Origin of the sequence: Georgenia sp. Z1344, from assembly GCF_049856295.1 — a bacterium.
Taxonomy (GTDB): domain Bacteria; phylum Actinomycetota; class Actinomycetes; order Actinomycetales; family Actinomycetaceae; genus JB111.
This window is the reverse complement of the sequence record NZ_JBNDMZ010000022.1, coordinates 1-17,122: the sequence shown is the minus strand read 5'-3', so window position 1 is coordinate 17,122 and position 17,122 is coordinate 1. Positions and strand designations below refer to the sequence as shown.

Sequence of the window (17,122 nt, the reverse complement as noted above, 5' to 3'; positions counted from 1 at the left end):
GGCGGTTTCAAGTGGTTGTTGCAACGAGTAGGTCGTTGAGTCGTTTCGCTGGAGTCTGCCAGCCCAGTGTCATGCGTGGTCGTGTGTTGAGTTCGCGGGCGACGGCGTCGAGGTCGCGCTGGGCGTAGGTGCGGAAGTCGGTACTCGAGCGGGGAAAGTACTGCCGCAGCAGGCCGTTGGTGTTCTCGTTCGAGCCTCGCTGCCAGGGCGAGTGCGGGTCGCAGAAGAAGACCCGGCAGTCTGTCGCCAGCGTGAAGTGGGCGTGCTTGGCCATCTCAGCGCCCTGATCCCAGGTCAGAGTCGCGGCCAGCTCGGCCGGCAGGCGGCCCATCGTCTCGATCAGCACGTCGATCACCTGCTCGGAGACCCTGCTCTCCGGTAGAGCGCCGAGCATGACGTACCGCGTGGAACGCTCGACCAGGGTGATGATCGCCGACGCGCTACGCGCACCGATGATCAGGTCACCTTCCCAGTGCCCGGGCACGGCCCGGTCTTCGACCTCGGCCGGCCGGGTGCTGATGTTCAGGCCATGGGTCCAGGCCTTGCCCGAGTGTGCCGCCCGCGCGAGGCGGGACTGGGGGCGCCGCCTGGTCCGCCCGGTACGGAGTGCGACCTGGCGTGCGATCTCGCTGCGCAGCCCGCCACGAGCTTGGTAGTAGATCGCTTGGTAGATCGTCTCGTGGGACACCCATCGCTCCGGCCGGTCGGGATACTCCTGACGAAGCCAGTGTGCGATCTGCTGCGGAGACCACCGCTGTTCGAGCTTGTCCCGCACCAGGGGCCATAGCCGGCCGCGACCCGAGGTCACCCCGCGGCGGCGATCGCCGGTCAACTTGCCGGGCCTGGGCCTGCGGGCCCGCTTGTCGGCCCTGCGCTGCGCGTTCCGGCACGAGTACGCCCACCGGTAGGCGCCACCACGACCGGCGGGATTGGCCTGCCGGCGTCCCGCCGGGGAACGCGTCCCGGGTGTGTCCAGGTGAGCGCCCCGGTAGGAGTTATTGCGAGTGACCTCGCGCCACACCGTGGTCCGGTGACGACCGATCCGCTCAGCGATCTGCGGGAACGTCAATCGCTGACCGAACAGCGCCTCGATCTTCGCCCGCTCCTCAAGTGTCAATCTCTTCCCAGCCATCCGTACACCCTCCCAAGGCGCACGTTGCAACAACCGATTGAAACCGCCCACTCTCGACGGTTCCCAACCGCAGTCTCGACGAGTGAGCGGAGCTCAGTACCAGCCGCGCGACTGGATGTGCGACCACGCGCCGCACGGGGTGCCGTACCGGCCGGCGATGTAGTCGTTGCCCCAGGCGATCTGCGTAGCCGGGTTGGTCCGCCAGTCCGCGCCGTGCGAGGCCATCTTCGAGCCCGGCAGCGCCTGCGGGATGCCGTACGCGCCGCTGTAGCTGTTGGACGCCCGCGGGTCCCACCGGGACTCGTACGTGTAGACCTGGTCGAGGCACGTCCACTGCGAACCGGTCCAGCCGCGCTCGGCGGCCATCGTGCGGCCGATCTCGCGGGGCGTGCTGGGCGCGGGCGAGGGGGCCGGCCTCGAGGCGGCCGCCGCGCGGGGCGCGGGGCGCTGAAGACCGACCGAGTCCGCCGCTCCCGCGGTCCACCGGCCCGCGAAGGCCTGGTCGGTCGAGCGGCCCCACCGGATCACCTGGTCCGCCGGGCCGGAGCTGACGGCGTTGCGCAGGTAGAAGGCCGCGCGCGACGGGCGGTGCACGCCGATCGAGTCGACGCCGTTGCCGTCCCAGTCGCCGGAGATCGCCGTGTCGCCCCTGCTGCCGAAGTGGACGACCTGGTCGGCCCAGCCGGACGTGTTGCTGTTGCGGAGGTGGAACTCGGTGCCCCGGTGGATCGCGAGGGTGTCGACGCCGTCGCCGTCCCAGTCGCCCACGAGGTAGTCGTCGCTCGCCCGCCCGTAGGACAGGGCGACGTCGGCGTGGTTCGGGCGCACGTCGTTGGACATGAGCACCTGCGAGCCGCGATGCACGGCGAGCGTGTCGATCCCGTCGCCGTCCCAGTCGCCGACGAGGTAGTCGTCGCCGGCCCGGCCGTAGCTGACGGTGTACTCGGCGACCCCCGACGTCGTCGAGTTCGTGACGTGGAAGGTGGTCCCGCGACGGATGGCGAGGGTGTCGACGCCGTCGCCGTTCCAGTCGCCCACATAGGCGACGTCGCCGACCGACCCGTACCGCACGGACCGGTCCCCGGCCGAGGTGCGGAAGTAGAACTGCGCGCCGTCGTCGCCGATCGGACCGCCGTGCATGGGGAGCGCGGTTGCGGCCCCGACGACGGGGGCGACCGCGCTGTCGGCGGCGGCGTCGATCACGGCCGCGGATGCAGCGGGGGACGCGCCTGCGGCGGGGGCTGCGAACGCCGGTGCGGCGACCGTGGCGGCCGCGGCGAGCGCGAGGACCTGGACGGGACGGGGGCTCATGATGACCTCGGTGGCTGGGGGACAGGGCCGCCCGTCCGGCGCGACGGCGCCGTCGACGTCGCGTGCCTGGGTCCGGGGGGAACCACGCGTTCGAGGTCGGGTTCGCGGGCCCGCACACCGTAATGGCCGACTTGTTACCCGGTCGATACCTCTGCGTGATCTGTGAGGAAACTCCCTCGCGGTGTTATCGACGTCGTGCACGGCCCGTCGGCCGTGGTTCCGCGCGGCTCCGCGCGCGGAACCACGCTCCCCTCCCGCGCCGACCCGCACCACCGAGCACGTGAAACGGCCCCGGTCCGCGCCTCAGGGGCGTGCGGACCGGGGCCGTGCTCGGGTGACGTGACCGCTCAGGTGAGCGGCGTCGTCGGACGGGTCAGAGCATGCAGGAGACGCAGCCCTCGACCTCGGTGCCCTCGAGGGCGAGCTGACGCAGGCGGATGTAGTAGAGCGTCTTGATGCCCTTGCGCCAGGCGTAGATCTGCGCCCGGTTGAGGTCGCGCGTGGTGACCGTGTCCTTGAAGAAGAGCGTGAGCGACAGGCCCTGGTCGACGTGCTGCGTCGCCTCGGCGTAGGTGTCGATGATCTTCTCGGGGCCGATCTCGTACGCGTCCTCGTAGAACTCGAGGTTGTCGTTCGTCATGTAGGGCGCCGGGTAGTACACGCGCCCGATCTTGCCCTCCTTGCGGATCTCGATCTTGGAGACGATCGGGTGGATCGACGACGTCGAGTTGTTGATGTAGGAGATCGACCCGGTCGGCGGCACGGCCTGGAGGTTCTGGTTGTACATGCCGTGCTCCTGGACGGAGGCCTTGAGCGCTCGCCAGTCGTCCTGGGTGGGCAGGGCGACGCCGGCGTCCGCGAACAGCTCCCGGACCCGCTGCGTGCGCGGCTCCCAGAGCTGGTCGGTGTACTTGTCGAAGTACTCCCCGCTCGCGTAGGCCGAACGCTCGAAGCCGGCGAACGTCTCGCGGCGCTCGGTGGCGATCTTGTTGGACTCCGACACGGCGTGGAACGCCACCGCGTAGAAGTACATGTTCGTGAAGTCGAGGCCCTCCTCGGACCCGTAGTGGATCCGCTCGCGCGCGAGGTAGCCGTGGAGGTTCATCTGCCCGAGGCCGATCGCGTGCGACATGTCGTTGCCACGCTCGATCGACGGCACCGAGGAGATGTTCGACTGGTCGGAGACGGCGGTGAGCGCACGGATCGCCGTGCCCACCGTCTTGCCCAGGTCCGGCGAGTCCATCGTCTTGGCGATGTTGAGCGAACCGAGGTTGCAGGAGATGTCCTTGCCGACCTCGGCGTAGGACAGGTCCTCGTTGAAGGTCGACGGGGTCGAGACCTGGAGGATCTCCGAGCACAGGTTGGACATGCTGATCCGGCCGTCGATCGGGTTGGCCCGGTTCACGGTGTCCTCGAACACGATGTACGGGTAGCCCGACTCGAACTGGATCTCCGCGAGCGTCGTGAAGAACTGGCGCGCGTTGATCTTCGTCTTGCGGATCCGGCCGTCCTCGACCATCTCGCGGTACTTCTCGCTCACCGAGATCTCGGAGAACGGCACCCCGTACACCCGCTCGACGTCGTACGGCGAGAAGAGGTACATGTCCTCGTTCGTCTTGGCCAGCTCGAACGTGATGTCGGGGATGACGACGCCGAGGGAGAGGGTCTTGATGCGGATCTTCTCGTCCGCGTTCTCCCGCTTGGTGTCGAGGAACTTGTAGATGTCCGGGTGGTGGGCGTTGAGGTAGACCGCACCTGCACCCTGGCGCGCGCCGAGCTGGTTCGCGTAGGAGAAGGAGTCCTCGAGCAGCTTCATCACGGGGATGACGCCGGAGGACTGGTTCTGGATCTTCTTGATCGGCGCGCCCGACTCACGGATGTTCGTCAGCGACAGGGCCACGCCGCCGCCGCGCTTGGACAGCTGCAGGGAGGAGTTGATGCCGCGGGCGATCGACTCCATGTTGTCCTCCACGCGCAGGAGGAAGCAGGAGACGAGCTCGCCGCGCTGGGCCTTGCCGGCGTTGAGGAAGGTCGGCGTGGCCGGCTGGAACCGGCCGGCCAGCATCTCGTCGACCATGTCCCGCGCGGCCTGCTCCTTGCCGTCGGCCAGCGTGAGCGCGACCATGACGACCCGGTCCTCGAAGCGCTCGAGGTAGCGGCTGCCGTCGAAGGTCTTGAGCGTGTACGACGTGTAGTACTTGAACGCGCCGAGGAACGTCTCGAAGCGGAACTTCTTCGCCCACGCCTGGTCCCAGAGGCTCTCGAGGAACTCGTGGCTGTACTTCGCGAGCACCTCGCCCTCGTAGTAGCCCTCGGTCACGAGGTGGTCGAGCTTCTCGCGCAGGTTGTGGAAGAAGACCGTGTTCTTGTTGACGTGCTGGAGGAAGTACTGGCGCGCCGCCTGGCGGTCGGCGTCGAACTGGATGTTGCCGTCGGCGTCGTACAGGTTGAGCATCGCGTTGAGCGCGTGGTAGTCCAGCTCCGGCGACGACAGAGCCTCCAACCCGGTGTCGGTCAGCGTGGTGGCCACAGGGCGTTCAGTCCTTCCTTGACCCGGGTCACGTCGTGCGGCGTGCCCAGGAGCTCGAATCGGTACATGTGCGGGACGCGACACTTGGCGGAGACGATCTCCCCCGCCAGTCCGTACGCCGACCCGAAGTTGAGGTTGCCCGCGGAGACGACCCCGCGGATGAGCGAGCGGTTGTGCTCGTCGTTGAGGAAGTGGATGACCTGCTTGGGCACCGCACCCTTCCCGTTGCCCCCGCCGTACGTGGGGACGACCAGGACGTACTCGTCATCGACCCGCAGGTGCGGCTCGGTGCGACGGAGCGGGATGCGGTGCGCCGGCAGGTCCAGCTTGTCGACGAACCGGTGGGTGTTGTTCGTGGCGGACGAGAAGTAGACGACGTGCGCCACGCCGACCCCCTCCCGGTCCGGTCAGGCCACCGCCGCGGCGCGCGCGGCGGCGACGGCCTTGATGCGGTCGGGGCGGAACCCCGACCAGTGGTCCCCGTCGGCCATGACCACGGGCGCCTGCTGGTAGCCGAGCGCCTGGACGGAGGCGAGCGCCTCCGCGTCCTCGGTGACGTCGACGACGTCGAACTCCAGGCCCTGCTTCGTGAGCGCGCGGTAGGTGGCATCGCACTGCACGCACGACGGCTTCGAGTAGACGGTGATGCTCATGGCGAGCCGGTCTCCTTCCGTGGGGCCTGTCCGGGACGGCGCGGACTTCCGCGCGTGAAACTACAAGCGTGTGGTTTGGACGAGGCGATCAATGACCTCGGACCATCGACACTACACCTGGGGGTCGGCCGCTGCGACGACCACTAGGTCTTGTGGTGTCGTGTCGTCCACAACTCGCTCTGTCCACAGCCCATCGTCCCCTCCTGTGCGCGTCCGACGGGTTCCTGTGGAGCGGCGGTGGACGGTCGGTACCCGCCCTCCTGCCACCTCGAGAGAGACCCGCGCCGCATGTTCCTGCGGTCTCCTCAGCCTGCCGGAGGCCACCGACATCGAGAGCCGGACCCGTGGACGAGCGGCGGACCGCCCTCCACACACCTGGGGACGACGACGAGCCACCCGCCCCTGTCCACCGCTCGGCACGTCGAAGGTGTCGGCGTGTCGGGGCTTCCTCGGCGTGTCGTCCACAGGGTGGCGATCACGCCGGCGCGTGGATCCCGGGCGTGTCGCCGGGGTCGTCGTCGCGGGGGCGCGGCGCGCGCCTCACCCGCACTCTCGACAGTCCTCAACCGCACACTCGACCACGACGACGAACCGCAATCTCGACGTGCACCAACCGCAATCTCGACGAACGCCGGTAACCAGGGGCGAGCGGCTCAGTGGGCCTCGCCGGCGTCCTGGACCATGCGGGCGACGTGGACCCGGTTGGCCACCCCGAGCTTGTTGAAGACGCGACCCACGTGGGTCTTGACCGTCGCCACCCCGAGGTAGAGCTCGGCGGCGATCTCGGCGTTGGACAGTCCGCGGGCGACGGCGCGGGCCACGTCCTGCTCGCGCTCAGTCAGCTCGGCGAACGCGGCGCGGGCCTCCTCGGCCGCGGCCTGCTCGTCGTCGACCTCCTCGGGCGCGGCCACGCGCGCCATGAGCTGCGCCGCCACGGACGGCGAGAGCGCGGGCTCCCCGCGCGCGGCGCGCCGCACGGCCGCCACGAGGTCGCCCGGCGGCGTGTCCTTGAGCAGGAAGCCCTGGGCACCGGCGCGCAGGGCGCTCACCACCATGTCGTCGGAGTCGAACGTGGTCAGCACGATCACCCGGGTCGCGGTGCCGGAGTCGGTGAGCCGCTGGGTGGCGGTCACGCCGTCCATCACGGGCATCCGCACGTCCATCAGCACGACGTCGGGGCGGTGCTCCTCGACCAGCCGCTGCGCGACGCGCCCGTCGTCGCCCTCGGCGACGATCTCGATGTCCCCGCCGTGGAGCAGCATGCGCAGGCCCGCGCGCACGAGCGGGTCGTCGTCGACGAGGACCACGCGCACCGGCGCACCGGCGGTGGGCGTTGATGGCTCGCTCATGCCCCTATCCTCCCCCGCGGCCGCGCCAGCCGCCGACGCTCTCGTCCCAGGGCAGCCACGCGCGCACGGCGAAGACCGTGCGCCCCGTACCGTCCGGCTCGACCCCGTGGTCGAGGGTGCCGCCCGCGAGGTCGGTGCGCTCGGCGAGCCCGGTCAGGCCGCTCCCCGATCCCACGATCCCCCCGAGCGACACCCCGTCGCCGCCCTCGCCCGTCGGGCGCGGGAACGGCATGGGGTTGGTGACCGACAGGGTGAGCACCTTGCCGAGGCGACCCGAGAGCTCGACGTCGACGACGGCGTCGGGGGCGTGCTTGCGGGCGTTCGTCAGCGCCTCCTGCAGGACCCGGTAGGCCGTCCGGGACACGGTCGGCGAGAGAGTGGCGAGGACGTCGTCCACGCCGGTGCCCGCCGTCAGCGCCTGGGCCGCCGGCATCCGCAGGGAGCCGATGCCGATGACGGACAGCCGCACCCGGGACCCGACCGTGCGGGCGTCGGTGATCAGACCGTCGATCGCCGCCATGGTCGGCTGCGGCGGTTCCCGGTGCCCCTTGCCGCCGTCGCCGCCGTTGTCGGCCCGCAGCACGCCGAGGACCTGGCGCAACTCGGTGAGGGCGAGCTGGGCGTTCGAGCTGATGACGCCGGCGGCCTCGCGGACCGCGTCCGGGGGCAGGTCGTCGCGGTGGCTCAGCGCCCCCGAGTGGAGGGCGACGAGCGAGATCCGGTGGGCGAGCACGTCATGCATCTCGCGCGCGATGCGGTTGCGCTCGGCCGTCCGCGCCCGCTCGGTCGACGCCTCGACCACGGCCTCAGCGCGCCGGGCCCGTTGCTGGAGCTCGGCCAGCAGCGCCCGGCGGGCGCCCACGTAGGAGCCGACCGCGAAGCAGAGGCCCACGAGCAGGAACGAGACGACGACGGAGGTGACGATGCCGGTGGTCGACGCGAGCAGCGGCGCGTCCGCCTGGTTGCCGGACACCATGACGTCGGCCTCGGGCGGCATGGCCACGAACCTGCGGGTCACCCAGTCGTAGACCATCCCGCCGACGATGACGACGAGGGTCACGACGCCGAAGAACGCGTATCGCTGCAGCCGCCTCCCGTCGCGGACCGGACGCGCCGCGTAGCTGCTGAGCGCGACGATGAGCGCCCCCACGCCGATGAAGGACAGCGTCGACGCGACGATCGTGATCGTCATGGTGACCGTGCGCGGCCAGCGCTTGCGCACGAAGAGCAGGCCGAAGCACACGATGCCCAGGACGGCGTCGAGGGCCAGCGTCACGATCGCGACGTCGTTGCCCGCCGGCAGGATGATGCCGATGAGCAGGAGCATGGCGATCCCGACCAGGACCCAGCCGCCGGCGAACACGTAGGGCAGGGCGCGCCGCCACCACCGTGCGCGGACGGTGAGGTCCTCGGTCGCCTCGTCCGCGGGGACGTCCATGGGCGCGTCGGCGGCACGCACGTCGGCCGCCGGCACGTCGGCGTCGGCAGGCGCGTCGACGTCCACGGGCGTGCCCGCGCCCACGCCGTCGCGCTCGGGCCGGGACGCAGTCATGCCGCCACAGTAGGTTCCGCGGCCGCGCGAGACGTCCGGCACGCGGATCGACCCCCTCCGCCCTCGGGCGAGCGCGGTCCACCCAGCGGTGGACCCCCTCCCTCCTCCGTCGTACGCCCTCCGGCCCACGGGACCAGCCTCGAGGCTCCGGGAAGCGACCCGTTCGGTCGATCCGCACACCCCTCCCGCCCGGCCATCCTGGATCCATGATCACCACCGAGGCACTGACCAAGCGATACGGCCCCGCCACCGCCGTCGACAACCTGTCCTTCATCGCGCGCCCCGGGCGCGTCACCGGCTTCCTCGGTCCCAACGGGTCGGGCAAGTCCACCACCATGCGGATGATCGTCGGGCTCGCGACGCCCACCAGCGGCACCGCCACCGTCCTCGGGCGTCGCTACACCGACCTGACGAACCCCGGCCGGCACGTCGGCGTCCTCCTCGACGCCTCCGCCCAGCACAACGGGCGCACCGGCCGTGAGGTGCTCACCCTCGGCGCCCTGACGATGGGCCTGCCGACCTCGCGCGTCGAGGAGGTGCTGGACACCGTCGGCCTCACGGCCAAGGAGGCGAAGCGCCGCGTCAAGGGCTACTCGCTCGGGATGCGTCAGCGGCTCGGCATCGGGTTCGCCCTCCTCGGCGACCCGGAGGTCCTCATCCTCGACGAGCCCGTCAACGGCCTCGACCCGCAGGGCATCCGCTGGATGCGCCAGCTCCTGCGCGGCCACGCCGAGCGCGGCGGCACCGTCCTGCTGTCCTCGCACCTGCTCAGCGAGGTGGCCCAGGCCGCCGACGACCTCCTCGTCATCGGCAACGGCCGCCTCCTCGCCGCCGGCGCCAAGGACGAGCTGCTCGCCACCACCGACATCGAAGAGCTCTTCTTCACCACCACCGCCCACGACGACCGTTCGGAGCGTGCCGCATGACCACCAACGTCCAGACTGCGTCCGCCGCACCTGCCGCGGCCCCCACCACCGCGACCACCGCCGTCCCCGACGCCCCCGGCATCTCGCTCGGCCGGCTCGTCCAGGTCGAGCTGCGCAAGATGGTCGACACCCGCTCCGGGTTCGGCCTGCTCGCCGCGATCCTCGTCATCGACCTCGCCGCGATGCTCATCGTCGCGCTGGCCGGCGCCACCGACGGCCTCCCGTTCGAGGGCTACCTCTCGATCCTGCTCCAGGTCCAGCTCGTGCTGCTCCCGATCGTCGGCGTGCTCGCCGCCAGTCAGGAGTGGTCGCAGCGCACGACCCTGCAGACCTTCGCCCTCGAGCCGCGGCGTTCCCGGGTGATCGTCGCCAAGATCGCGGCCGCCCTCGTGCTCGCGCTCGTCATCACCGTCATCTCGGTCGCGTTCGCCGCCGGCGGTCACGCCCTCTCGGCCGCGACCGACTCCGCCGTGACGGCCGACTGGGCCCTCGACTCGGAGATCATCGGCGGCCTCCTGCTCAACGTCGTCCTCTACACGCTCATGGGTGTGGCGTTCGGACTGCTCCTGCACGCACCGGCGATCGCGATCGTCCTGTTCTTCCTCCTGCCGATGGTGCTCAGCGCCGTCTCGGGGCTCTTCCCCGACCTGCAGGACGTGCTCCAGTGGGTCGACCCGAGCCTCGCCTGGACCCAGATGTTCATGGACGACGGGATGGACGCGACCGGATGGGCGCAGATCGCCACGTCGGCCGCCATCTGGGTAGTCGCCCCCATGGTCGGCGGCTGGTACCGCACGGTCCGCCGCGAGGCGGCCTGATCCAGGCGGTGCGTCGCCGGGGGGTTGCGCACCGCCACCCGGGCGCCTGACCGGGACGAACCGTCGGCGCCCCGCCCGGGGCCCGACCCGCGGAACGCACCCCGCGGGTCGGGCCCCGGCGCACCCGTCCATCCGGCCCGGTATCGCGGGCCGGGTGCGACGCACCCGCCGCCGGCTCTCCGCCGGCGGCACCGGTCACGCGCGGCGCGGAGTCCTGGGGGACGGCACGCCGCGCGGGTCGTCCTCGACGACCACGAGGCTCCCGCGCCGGGACGGCTACCCGGAGCGGGGGCCTCGACCCGCTCTCCCCGCACGACGCCCCACCCCGCGCACGACGGCCGCCCCGCGCGGTTTCACCGTCCCGTGCGAGATCTCCGCCCCATGCCCGACGCCGTCCCGTGTGGGATGCCCGACGCCGGGAGGCCGGTCCTCACGGGCACGGGCCTGGGATGATGACCGTGTCCCCCCTGGACGAGAGGAACGCGCAGTGCCACAGATGAACGTCGAGAGCTTCAACCTCGACCACCGCGCCGTGTCAGCGCCGTACGTCCGTGTCGCCGACGTCAAGGAGCTGCCCGGCGGCGCCGTCCTGACGAAGTACGACATCCGGTTCACCCAGCCGAACGTCGCCCACCTGGAGATGCCGGTCGTGCACTCCCTCGAGCACTCCGTGGCCGAGGCGGTCCGCGACCACGCCGACGACGTCGTCGACTTCTCCCCGATGGGCTGCCAGACCGGCTTCTACCTCCTGCGCGCCGCCGCCCCGGACCTGCCCGGCACGATGGCCGTGCTCGCCGACACCCTGCGCGCCGTCACCGAGCAGACCGAGGTCCCCGCGGCGAACGAGGTGCAGTGCGGCTGGGGCGCGAGCCACAGCCTCGAGGGCGCCCGCGAGGCCGCCGCCGCGATGCTCGCCGCGCGCGAGCAGTGGGGCCAGGTCATGGCGGAGCCCGGGACGGACGACCCCACCACGCACGCCACCACGCACGACGACGAGGGGCGCCCGTGATGTCACCCATCGACCGCCTCCTCGAGAGCCGCGCCGCCGCCCGCGAGGCCCGCGCCGCCAAGAACTCCCTCGAGACCGTCGACGCCGTCGTGCTCTGCGCGATGGGCGAGGAGCTCTCCCCGTTCCTCGAGGACGCCACCGACCCCGTCGAGCTCGACGCACCCGGTGACGCCCGCGCCCTGCGCGCGACCGTCCGCGGCCTCGACCTCGTGCTCGTGCGCACGCGGGTCGGCCTCGTCAACGCCGCCGCCGCCGCCACCTGGGCACTGCTCTCCTACGCGCCGCGCGTCGTCGTGTCCGCCGGCTCGGCCGGCGGGCTGCACACGGACGTCGAGGTCGGGGACGTCGTCGTGGCCACCGGGCTGGTCTACGGCCAGGCCGACGCCACCGCGTTCGGCTACGCGCGCGGGCAGGTCCCGGGCCAGCCGCCGGTCTTCCCCGTGGTCCCCGAGCTCGTCGAAGCGGGTGTCGCCGCCGGTCAGGACGTCGGCGTGCCCGTCCGGCCGGGACTCGTGCTCAGCGGGGACGCGTTCGTCACCGCCGTCAACGTGGACGCCTACCGGGCCGCGTTCCCGGACGCCCTGAGCACCGACATGGAGTCGACGGCGATCGCCCAGGTCGCCACCGACTCCGACGTCCCCGTCATCTCGGTCCGCGGCATCTCCGACCTGTGCGGCCCGTCGGCGGACCAGGACTTCCACCTCGAGGTCGACCACGTGGCCGGGCTCAGCGCCCGGGTCGTGCTGGGGATGCTCGCGGCCTGACGCCCTCGGGCACACCGCGCGCCCCGGGCGGTCGGCCGTACGATGAGGGCGCCGCGAACAAGGAGAGACATGCCGGACTGGACCTGGATCCTCGTCGTCGTGGGCGTCCTCGCGCTCGCGGTCGTCGTCGCACGCACCGTCCTCGCGCTCAGCCCGCGCAACGAGGCCGCCATGGCCGCCACCGCGGTGCACCAGGGCAGCTCCTCCACGTCGGACGGCGAGACCTCCGACGACGAGCCGGACGCCCAGGACTCCTGAACCCGGCGCGCGGGACCGCACGTCGGGTCGGCCGCACCGCTACCGTTCGCCCTCCGGCTCCGTCCGCGCGGCGTGCGCGACCCGGATCGCCCGCGCCTCGTCCACCTGACGCGCCTGCCGCGCCCGCACCTTCCGCGTCCTCGTCTCCTCCCGCACGGGGAGCTGGAGGTCGACCTCTGCGCTCACCCCGGCGCGCAGCTGCCGCATCCGGGCGAGCTCGGAGTCGAGCTCGGCGCCGAGCAGGAGCACGAGGTTCATCACCCACAGCCACAGAAGGAATACGACGGCGCCGGCCAGCGCCCCGTACGTGGCGTTGAACCGACCGAAGCTCGAGACGTAGACCGCGAACCCGAACGTGGCCAGCGCGGCGACGAGGATCGCGAGAGCGGCGCCCGGGCTGATCCACCGCATCCGGGTGAGGCGGGCGTTGGGCGTGGCGTAGTACAGCAGCGCGATGACGACGATCACCACGAGAACGAGGACCGGCCAGCGCACGATGCTCCACACGAGGACGGACGTGTCGCCGAGGCCCACGAGGTCACCCAGCCACTGCGCGACCGGCCGGGTGACGACGAGCAGCACGGCCGCGACGCCGACGAGCAGGATGAGCACCACCGTCAGCAGGTACATCGCGGGACGGTGCTTCCACAGCGGCCGCCCCTCCTCCGTGTCGTAGACGATGTTCATCGCCCGGCTGAAGGCGTACACGTAGTTCGACGCCGTCCACATCGAGACGAGGAGCCCGAGCACGAGTCCGAGTCCGGCTCCCCGGTTCTCGGTGACGGAGGCGACCGGCTCGCGCAGCTGGGCGACGAGGTCCGACGGGAGCGGTCCCTCGAGCATGGTGAGGATCGCGTTCGTCGTCGTCGCCCCCTGCCCGAAGAGGCCGAGGACGGACACGAGCGCGACGAGCGCCGGGAACACCGAGAGCACGGCGAAGAACGTGAGGGCCGCCGCGCGGTCGATCAGCTGGTCGTCGACGAACTCGGTGATCGTCCGACGCAGGACGTACCACCAGGCCGACGGCGTCCCGCGGGCAGGCTCCGGCACCCGGTGCGCGCCCGATCCCGTCCTCATGCGCCCAGGGTGGCCGACGATCGCCCCACCGGGCGGGATGTCGCGCCGTCGCCGCGGGTGATCAGGGACGATCGGCGACGCCCAGCTGGTCGAGGACGAAGGCCCACTCGGCCGCACGCTCGGACCAGCGGTCGTAGCGGCCGGAGCGCCCGCCGTGCCCGGCGACCATCTCGCAGCGCAGGAGCACGGGTCGGTCGGCGGGGTCGGAGGTCGTCACCTCGCGCAGCCGGGCCACCCACTTGGCGGGCTCGACGTACATCACCCGGATGTCGTTGAGCGAGGTGGTGGCGAGGATCGCGGGGTAGGGCGCCTCGCGCAGGTTGTCGTAGGGGGCGTAGGTCGCCATGTAGTCGTAGAACGCCGGGTCGTGCAGCGGGTCGCCCCACTCCTCCCACTCCCCCGTGGTCAGCGGCAGCGACGGGTCGAGGATCGTCGTCAGCGCGTCGACGAAGGGCACCCCGGCGTGGATGACGCGGAACGTCTCCGGGGCGAGGTTGGCCACGGCGCCCATGAGCAGGCCGCCGGCCGAGCGGCCCTGGGCGGCGAGCCGTCCGCGCGCGACGAGCCCGGTGTCGAGGACGTGGTGGGCGGCGTCGACGAAGTCGGTGAAGGTGTTGCGCTTGCGGTCGAGCTTGCCGTCCTCGTACCAGGAGCGGCCGAGCTCGCCGCCGCCCCGCACGTGCGCGACGGCGAACACCACGCCCCGGTCGAGCAGCGGCAGCCGCTCGGCGCTGAAGGCCGGGTCCACCGAGACCTCGTAGGAGCCGTACCCGTAGAGCAGGCCGGGGGCGGTGCCGTCGGCCGTCACGTCGGCCCGGTGGACGATCGAGAGCGGGATGCGGGTGCCGTCGCCGGCCGTGGCCCACTCGCGCCGCTCGACATACCGCTCCGGCTCGTAGCCCGGCACGACCTTCTGCTTGACGACCACGGCCGACCCGTCGGCGAGGGAGTGCGCGGAGACCGTGGGCGGCGTGAGGAACGACTGCGTCTCGACGAGGATCTCGTCGCTCTCCCACTCGCGCACCTCGCCCAGCGCGACGGCGGTGAGCTCCCCGTCCACGACGACGTCGCGCGCCGGCCCGTAGGCCGGTCCCGCGCCGCCGGCGGGTCCGCCACCGGTGGGTGCGGCGTCGTCGTCGGGCGGGGTGTCGTTCCCGGCGGAGCCGGTGCGGGGGAGGACGCGAAGGGCGGGCAGGCCACCGGCGCGCAGCTCGACGACGGCGTGCCCGGCGAACGCGTGGGCGGCGAGGATCCGCTCCCCGTCCGCGGACCGCAGGAGGTCGCTCCAGTCCTCGGGTGCGGAGGGGCCGAGCGGCGCGGCCGAGAGCGTGAAGTCCTTCTGCGTGAGGTTGTGGACGACGAGGAGGTGGTCGCCGGCGACCTCGACCGTGTACTCGAGGCCCGGACGCCGGGGCGAGACGACCTGCGGGACGAGCGCGTCGGCGTCGAGGGGGACGAGCAGGGCCTCCCCGGACGTAGTGGCGGCGTGGTGGACCACGAGCCAGCGGCCGTCGCGGGAGGTCTCGATCCACGTCCAGTAGGTCTCGTCGTCCTCGCGCACGAGTCGCTCGTCGGTGGTCGGGTCCGAGCCGACCGCGTGGCTCCACACCTCGTGGGGGCGCCAGGCGTCGTCGGTGCGGACGTAGATCAGGCGCGTCGAGTCGGTGGTCCAGGCCAGGCCGTAGCCGACGCCGCGGACGGAGTCGTCGACGGTCTCGCCGGTGGTGAGGTCGACGACCCGGACGTCGAAGAGCTCGCCGCCGTCGAGGTCGATGCCGATCGCGGCGTGCCGGGCGTCGGGGGCCACGACGATCTCGGAGACCTTGAAGAAGGCCTGCCCCTCGGCCTCGGCGTTGCCGTCGAGGACGAGCTGCTCGCCGGCCATGGTGCCGGACGGGTCGGGCCGGCCGGACCGGGTGTCGGCGACCCGGTGCCACGTGGGGTACTGCCTCCCGGCGTGGGTGCGGGTGTAGTACCACCAGCCGCGCTCGAGGACGGGGACGTCGGTGTCCGTCTCCTGGGTGCGGTCCTTGATCTCGGAGACGATGCGGGCCTCGAGGTCCGCGAGGTGGCCGGTGCGGGCGTCCGCGTAGGCGTTCTCGGCCTCGAGGTGGGCGAGCAGCTCCGGGGACTCCTTGTCCCGCATCCAGTCGAACGGGTCGACGACGTCGTGCCCGTGATGGACGCGGTGGTGCTCGACGTGGCGAGGGGCGGGCGGCTGCGGGATGTCGGCGGCGGTGCTCACCGCCCGAGGCTACCGACCTGGGCCGCGCCGGGTGAGGGCCGACCGGCCGGGCCGGTGACCTCGGGCGGGAGGCTCAGCCCTGGGGGTGGTAGTTCGCGCCGGGGTACTGCTGCTGGGGCTGCTGACCCTGCTGGCCGTAGTTCGCGCCCGGGTACTGCTGCTGGGGCTGCTGCGGCTGCTGGTTCTGCTGCTGGTAGCCCTGCTGGCCGTACCCCTGGGGAGCGGTCGGCGCCGCGCCCTGGTAGCCGGGCATCGAACCGCCGCCCTGCTCGGCCGCCTGCTCGATCTGCTCGAACTGCTCCTTGCTCAGCTGGGTCTGGGAGCCGCAGAACGTGCACTCCATGAACCGCTTCTTCGAGTACGGGAAGAGTGGGATGAAGAACAGCGTGAACTTCGCGATGAGCATGAAGAGGTGGGTGGCCGCCGGGTTGTGGCAGCGGCTGCACACGAGGTTGGTCGTCAGGACGTGCTTGCGCTTGGTGCGCGATCCCCAGATGATCATGCGAGAAGAGTAGAGCGGGCCCGCACCTGCTTCGGGCCGTGCCCAGGGGAGAGGTTCCCGGTCTCCGCGCGGGCGTGAGGTTCGACGACGGGGCCGGTCGTGCTAGCCGGTCGGGTCGCGATGCTCCCGGTCGGGGCCCCCGGCTCCTGGTCGCGGATCGCGCCCGTCGCGTCGGCTACTTCTCGCGGTCCCGCTTCTCCCGCGCGAGGCGCAGCTCGGACCACAGACCGCTGACGGCACCGACGATCGCGCCGAGCAGCAGCCACCGTGTGAGGTCACCCCGCCACAGCCCCCACAGCAGGCCGAGCAGCGCGCCGACCGCGATCGAGATGACGAGCTGGGACCACTTGGGCGGGAGCGGGCGGCGGGCGGGGGCGTCGGGCATGACCGAGACGCTACCGGCCCACGCACCCCGACCCGTGCCGCCCGCCGCAGCGTCGGTCAGGGGATCTGGAGCTCGCCCATCTCGTCCCAGCCCTCGCCGTCGACCTGGCGCGAGATGATCCGCGGCGTGCTCACGAGGTGCGGGCGCATGGTCTCGAGCCCGGCGGCGAAGTGGTCGCTGCTCACGTGCGGCGCGGCGCCGTCGTCGGTGAAGCCCTCGACGAGCACGTACTCGCTGGGCCGCTCGAGGCTGCGGGACCACTCGAAGAAGAGGTTGCCCGGCTCCTGCCGCGTCCGCTCGGTGAACTCGCGGACGATCTCCGGCCAGGCGTCGACGCTCTCCGGCTTGACCTCGTACCGGACGACGATGAAGTACATCCCTGCTCCTTGATCTGCTCGGCAGCGGCCGGTTCCGGCCCGAGGACGAGCCTGGCACGATCCGCCGACGTGAGGTTGCGCGTCCACGCCCGTCGTCGAGATTGCGGTTCGTCGTCGTCGAGATTGTGGTTGGGGCCGCAACCGCAATCTCGGCGACAGGACCCCGGACGCACGACGGCGGGGGTCCCCCCCCCTGGGGGGCCCCCCCACCCCCAAGGTGGGTTCAATCCCCGT

The 17,122-nt window shown here is 71.8% G+C and carries 17 protein-coding genes; 5 read left to right on the top strand and 12 right to left on the bottom strand.

Annotated features, from left to right (window positions below):
* Nucleotides 1–7 precede the first annotated feature (7 nt).
* The 7 genes from ACPYO6_RS16570 to ACPYO6_RS16540 all read right to left on the bottom strand — a co-directional run bounded on the left by ACPYO6_RS16570 (nucleotide 8) and on the right by ACPYO6_RS16540 (nucleotide 8,527).
* The gene (locus ACPYO6_RS16570; RefSeq protein WP_425713196.1) at nucleotides 8–1,132 is read right to left on the bottom strand and encodes an IS30 family transposase; all 1,125 of its coding nucleotides are present in this window, start codon (nucleotides 1,130–1,132) and stop codon (nucleotides 8–10) included.
* Nucleotides 1,133–1,225: 93 nt separating this feature from the next.
* On the bottom strand, nucleotides 1,226–2,443 hold the full coding sequence (locus ACPYO6_RS16565; protein WP_425715900.1) for a hypothetical protein: 1,218 nt from the start codon (nucleotides 2,441–2,443) through the stop codon (nucleotides 1,226–1,228).
* Between the two features lie 373 nt (nucleotides 2,444–2,816).
* The gene (nrdE, locus tag ACPYO6_RS16560) at nucleotides 2,817–4,973 is read right to left on the bottom strand and encodes a class 1b ribonucleoside-diphosphate reductase subunit alpha (protein ID WP_425715899.1); all 2,157 of its coding nucleotides are present in this window, start codon (nucleotides 4,971–4,973) and stop codon (nucleotides 2,817–2,819) included.
* A complete protein-coding gene (nrdI, locus tag ACPYO6_RS16555; protein WP_425715898.1) occupies nucleotides 4,958–5,359 on the bottom strand; it encodes a class Ib ribonucleoside-diphosphate reductase assembly flavoprotein NrdI in 402 nt (133 codons plus the stop codon). Before nrdI ends, nrdE begins: the two co-directional genes overlap by 16 nt.
* A gap of 21 nt (nucleotides 5,360–5,380) precedes the next feature.
* Entirely contained in the window at nucleotides 5,381–5,626 is a 246-nt protein-coding gene (gene nrdH, locus ACPYO6_RS16550; protein ID WP_425715897.1) for a glutaredoxin-like protein NrdH, read from the bottom strand.
* Between the two features lie 653 nt (nucleotides 5,627–6,279).
* Complete coding sequence (locus ACPYO6_RS16545; RefSeq protein ID WP_425715896.1) at nucleotides 6,280–6,975, bottom strand: response regulator; 696 nt, start codon at nucleotides 6,973–6,975, stop codon at nucleotides 6,280–6,282.
* Between the two features lie 4 nt (nucleotides 6,976–6,979).
* Nucleotides 6,980–8,527, bottom strand: coding sequence for a sensor histidine kinase (locus ACPYO6_RS16540; RefSeq protein ID WP_425715895.1), 1,548 nt, complete (start codon nucleotides 8,525–8,527; stop codon nucleotides 6,980–6,982).
* A gap of 206 nt (nucleotides 8,528–8,733) precedes the next feature.
* On the opposite strand from ACPYO6_RS16540, the gene ACPYO6_RS16535 reads away from it, so the two are divergent.
* The 5 genes from ACPYO6_RS16535 (at nucleotide 8,734) to ACPYO6_RS16515 (ending at nucleotide 12,302) form a co-directional block, all read left to right on the top strand.
* Nucleotides 8,734–9,453: an ABC transporter ATP-binding protein gene (locus tag ACPYO6_RS16535; protein WP_425715894.1), complete on the top strand. Its 720-nt coding sequence runs from the start codon at nucleotides 8,734–8,736 to the stop codon at nucleotides 9,451–9,453.
* Nucleotides 9,450–10,271: an ABC transporter permease gene (locus tag ACPYO6_RS16530; RefSeq protein ID WP_425715893.1), complete on the top strand. Its 822-nt coding sequence runs from the start codon at nucleotides 9,450–9,452 to the stop codon at nucleotides 10,269–10,271. Before ACPYO6_RS16535 ends, ACPYO6_RS16530 begins: the two co-directional genes overlap by 4 nt.
* A gap of 487 nt (nucleotides 10,272–10,758) precedes the next feature.
* Nucleotides 10,759–11,280 (top strand): S-ribosylhomocysteine lyase, encoded by a 522-nt coding sequence (locus tag ACPYO6_RS16525; RefSeq protein WP_425715892.1) that lies wholly within the window; start codon nucleotides 10,759–10,761, stop codon nucleotides 11,278–11,280.
* Complete coding sequence (mtnN, locus tag ACPYO6_RS16520) at nucleotides 11,280–12,044, top strand: 5'-methylthioadenosine/S-adenosylhomocysteine nucleosidase (protein ID WP_425715901.1); 765 nt, start codon at nucleotides 11,280–11,282, stop codon at nucleotides 12,042–12,044. The genes ACPYO6_RS16525 and mtnN overlap by 1 nt, the downstream gene beginning before the upstream one ends.
* A gap of 69 nt (nucleotides 12,045–12,113) precedes the next feature.
* Nucleotides 12,114–12,302, top strand: a complete 189-nt coding sequence (locus ACPYO6_RS16515) for a hypothetical protein (protein WP_425715891.1) — start codon at nucleotides 12,114–12,116, stop codon at nucleotides 12,300–12,302.
* A 39-nt stretch (nucleotides 12,303–12,341) separates the two neighbouring features.
* On the opposite strand, the gene ACPYO6_RS16510 is transcribed toward ACPYO6_RS16515, so the two are convergent.
* The 5 genes from ACPYO6_RS16510 to ACPYO6_RS16490 form a co-directional block, all read right to left on the bottom strand.
* Nucleotides 12,342–13,379 (bottom strand): YihY/virulence factor BrkB family protein, encoded by a 1,038-nt coding sequence (locus tag ACPYO6_RS16510; RefSeq protein ID WP_425715890.1) that lies wholly within the window; start codon nucleotides 13,377–13,379, stop codon nucleotides 12,342–12,344.
* A gap of 61 nt (nucleotides 13,380–13,440) precedes the next feature.
* Entirely contained in the window at nucleotides 13,441–15,624 is a 2,184-nt protein-coding gene (locus ACPYO6_RS16505; protein ID WP_425715889.1) for a S9 family peptidase, read from the bottom strand.
* Between the two features lie 73 nt (nucleotides 15,625–15,697).
* Nucleotides 15,698–16,126: a zinc-ribbon domain-containing protein gene (locus ACPYO6_RS16500; RefSeq protein WP_425715888.1), complete on the bottom strand. Its 429-nt coding sequence runs from the start codon at nucleotides 16,124–16,126 to the stop codon at nucleotides 15,698–15,700.
* A gap of 175 nt (nucleotides 16,127–16,301) precedes the next feature.
* On the bottom strand, nucleotides 16,302–16,511 hold the full coding sequence (locus tag ACPYO6_RS16495; protein ID WP_425715887.1) for a hypothetical protein: 210 nt from the start codon (nucleotides 16,509–16,511) through the stop codon (nucleotides 16,302–16,304).
* Nucleotides 16,512–16,567: 56 nt separating this feature from the next.
* Nucleotides 16,568–16,888, bottom strand: a complete 321-nt coding sequence (locus ACPYO6_RS16490; RefSeq protein ID WP_425715886.1) for a putative quinol monooxygenase — start codon at nucleotides 16,886–16,888, stop codon at nucleotides 16,568–16,570.
* Nucleotides 16,889–17,122 lie beyond the last annotated feature (234 nt).

Coding starts and splice junctions, on each gene's coding strand:
- ACPYO6_RS16565 (WP_425715900.1), bottom strand. CDS start 2,443: ATGAGCCCCCGTCCCGTCCAGGTCCTCGCGCTCGCCGCGGCCGCCACG.
- ACPYO6_RS16490 (WP_425715886.1), bottom strand. CDS start 16,888: ATGTACTTCATCGTCGTCCGGTACGAGGTCAAGCCGGAGAGCGTCGAC.
- ACPYO6_RS16570 (WP_425713196.1), bottom strand. CDS start 1,132: ATGGCTGGGAAGAGATTGACACTTGAGGAGCGGGCGAAGATCGAGGCG.
- nrdH (WP_425715897.1), bottom strand. CDS start 5,626: ATGAGCATCACCGTCTACTCGAAGCCGTCGTGCGTGCAGTGCGATGCC.
- ACPYO6_RS16510 (WP_425715890.1), bottom strand. CDS start 13,379: ATGAGGACGGGATCGGGCGCGCACCGGGTGCCGGAGCCTGCCCGCGGG.
- ACPYO6_RS16530 (WP_425715893.1), top strand. CDS start 9,450: ATGACCACCAACGTCCAGACTGCGTCCGCCGCACCTGCCGCGGCCCCC.
- ACPYO6_RS16500 (WP_425715888.1), bottom strand. CDS start 16,126: ATGATCATCTGGGGATCGCGCACCAAGCGCAAGCACGTCCTGACGACC.
- mtnN (WP_425715901.1), top strand. CDS start 11,280: ATGTCACCCATCGACCGCCTCCTCGAGAGCCGCGCCGCCGCCCGCGAG.
- ACPYO6_RS16515 (WP_425715891.1), top strand. CDS start 12,114: ATGCCGGACTGGACCTGGATCCTCGTCGTCGTGGGCGTCCTCGCGCTC.
- ACPYO6_RS16540 (WP_425715895.1), bottom strand. CDS start 8,527: ATGACTGCGTCCCGGCCCGAGCGCGACGGCGTGGGCGCGGGCACGCCC.
- ACPYO6_RS16545 (WP_425715896.1), bottom strand. CDS start 6,975: ATGAGCGAGCCATCAACGCCCACCGCCGGTGCGCCGGTGCGCGTGGTC.
- ACPYO6_RS16495 (WP_425715887.1), bottom strand. CDS start 16,511: ATGCCCGACGCCCCCGCCCGCCGCCCGCTCCCGCCCAAGTGGTCCCAG.
- ACPYO6_RS16535 (WP_425715894.1), top strand. CDS start 8,734: ATGATCACCACCGAGGCACTGACCAAGCGATACGGCCCCGCCACCGCC.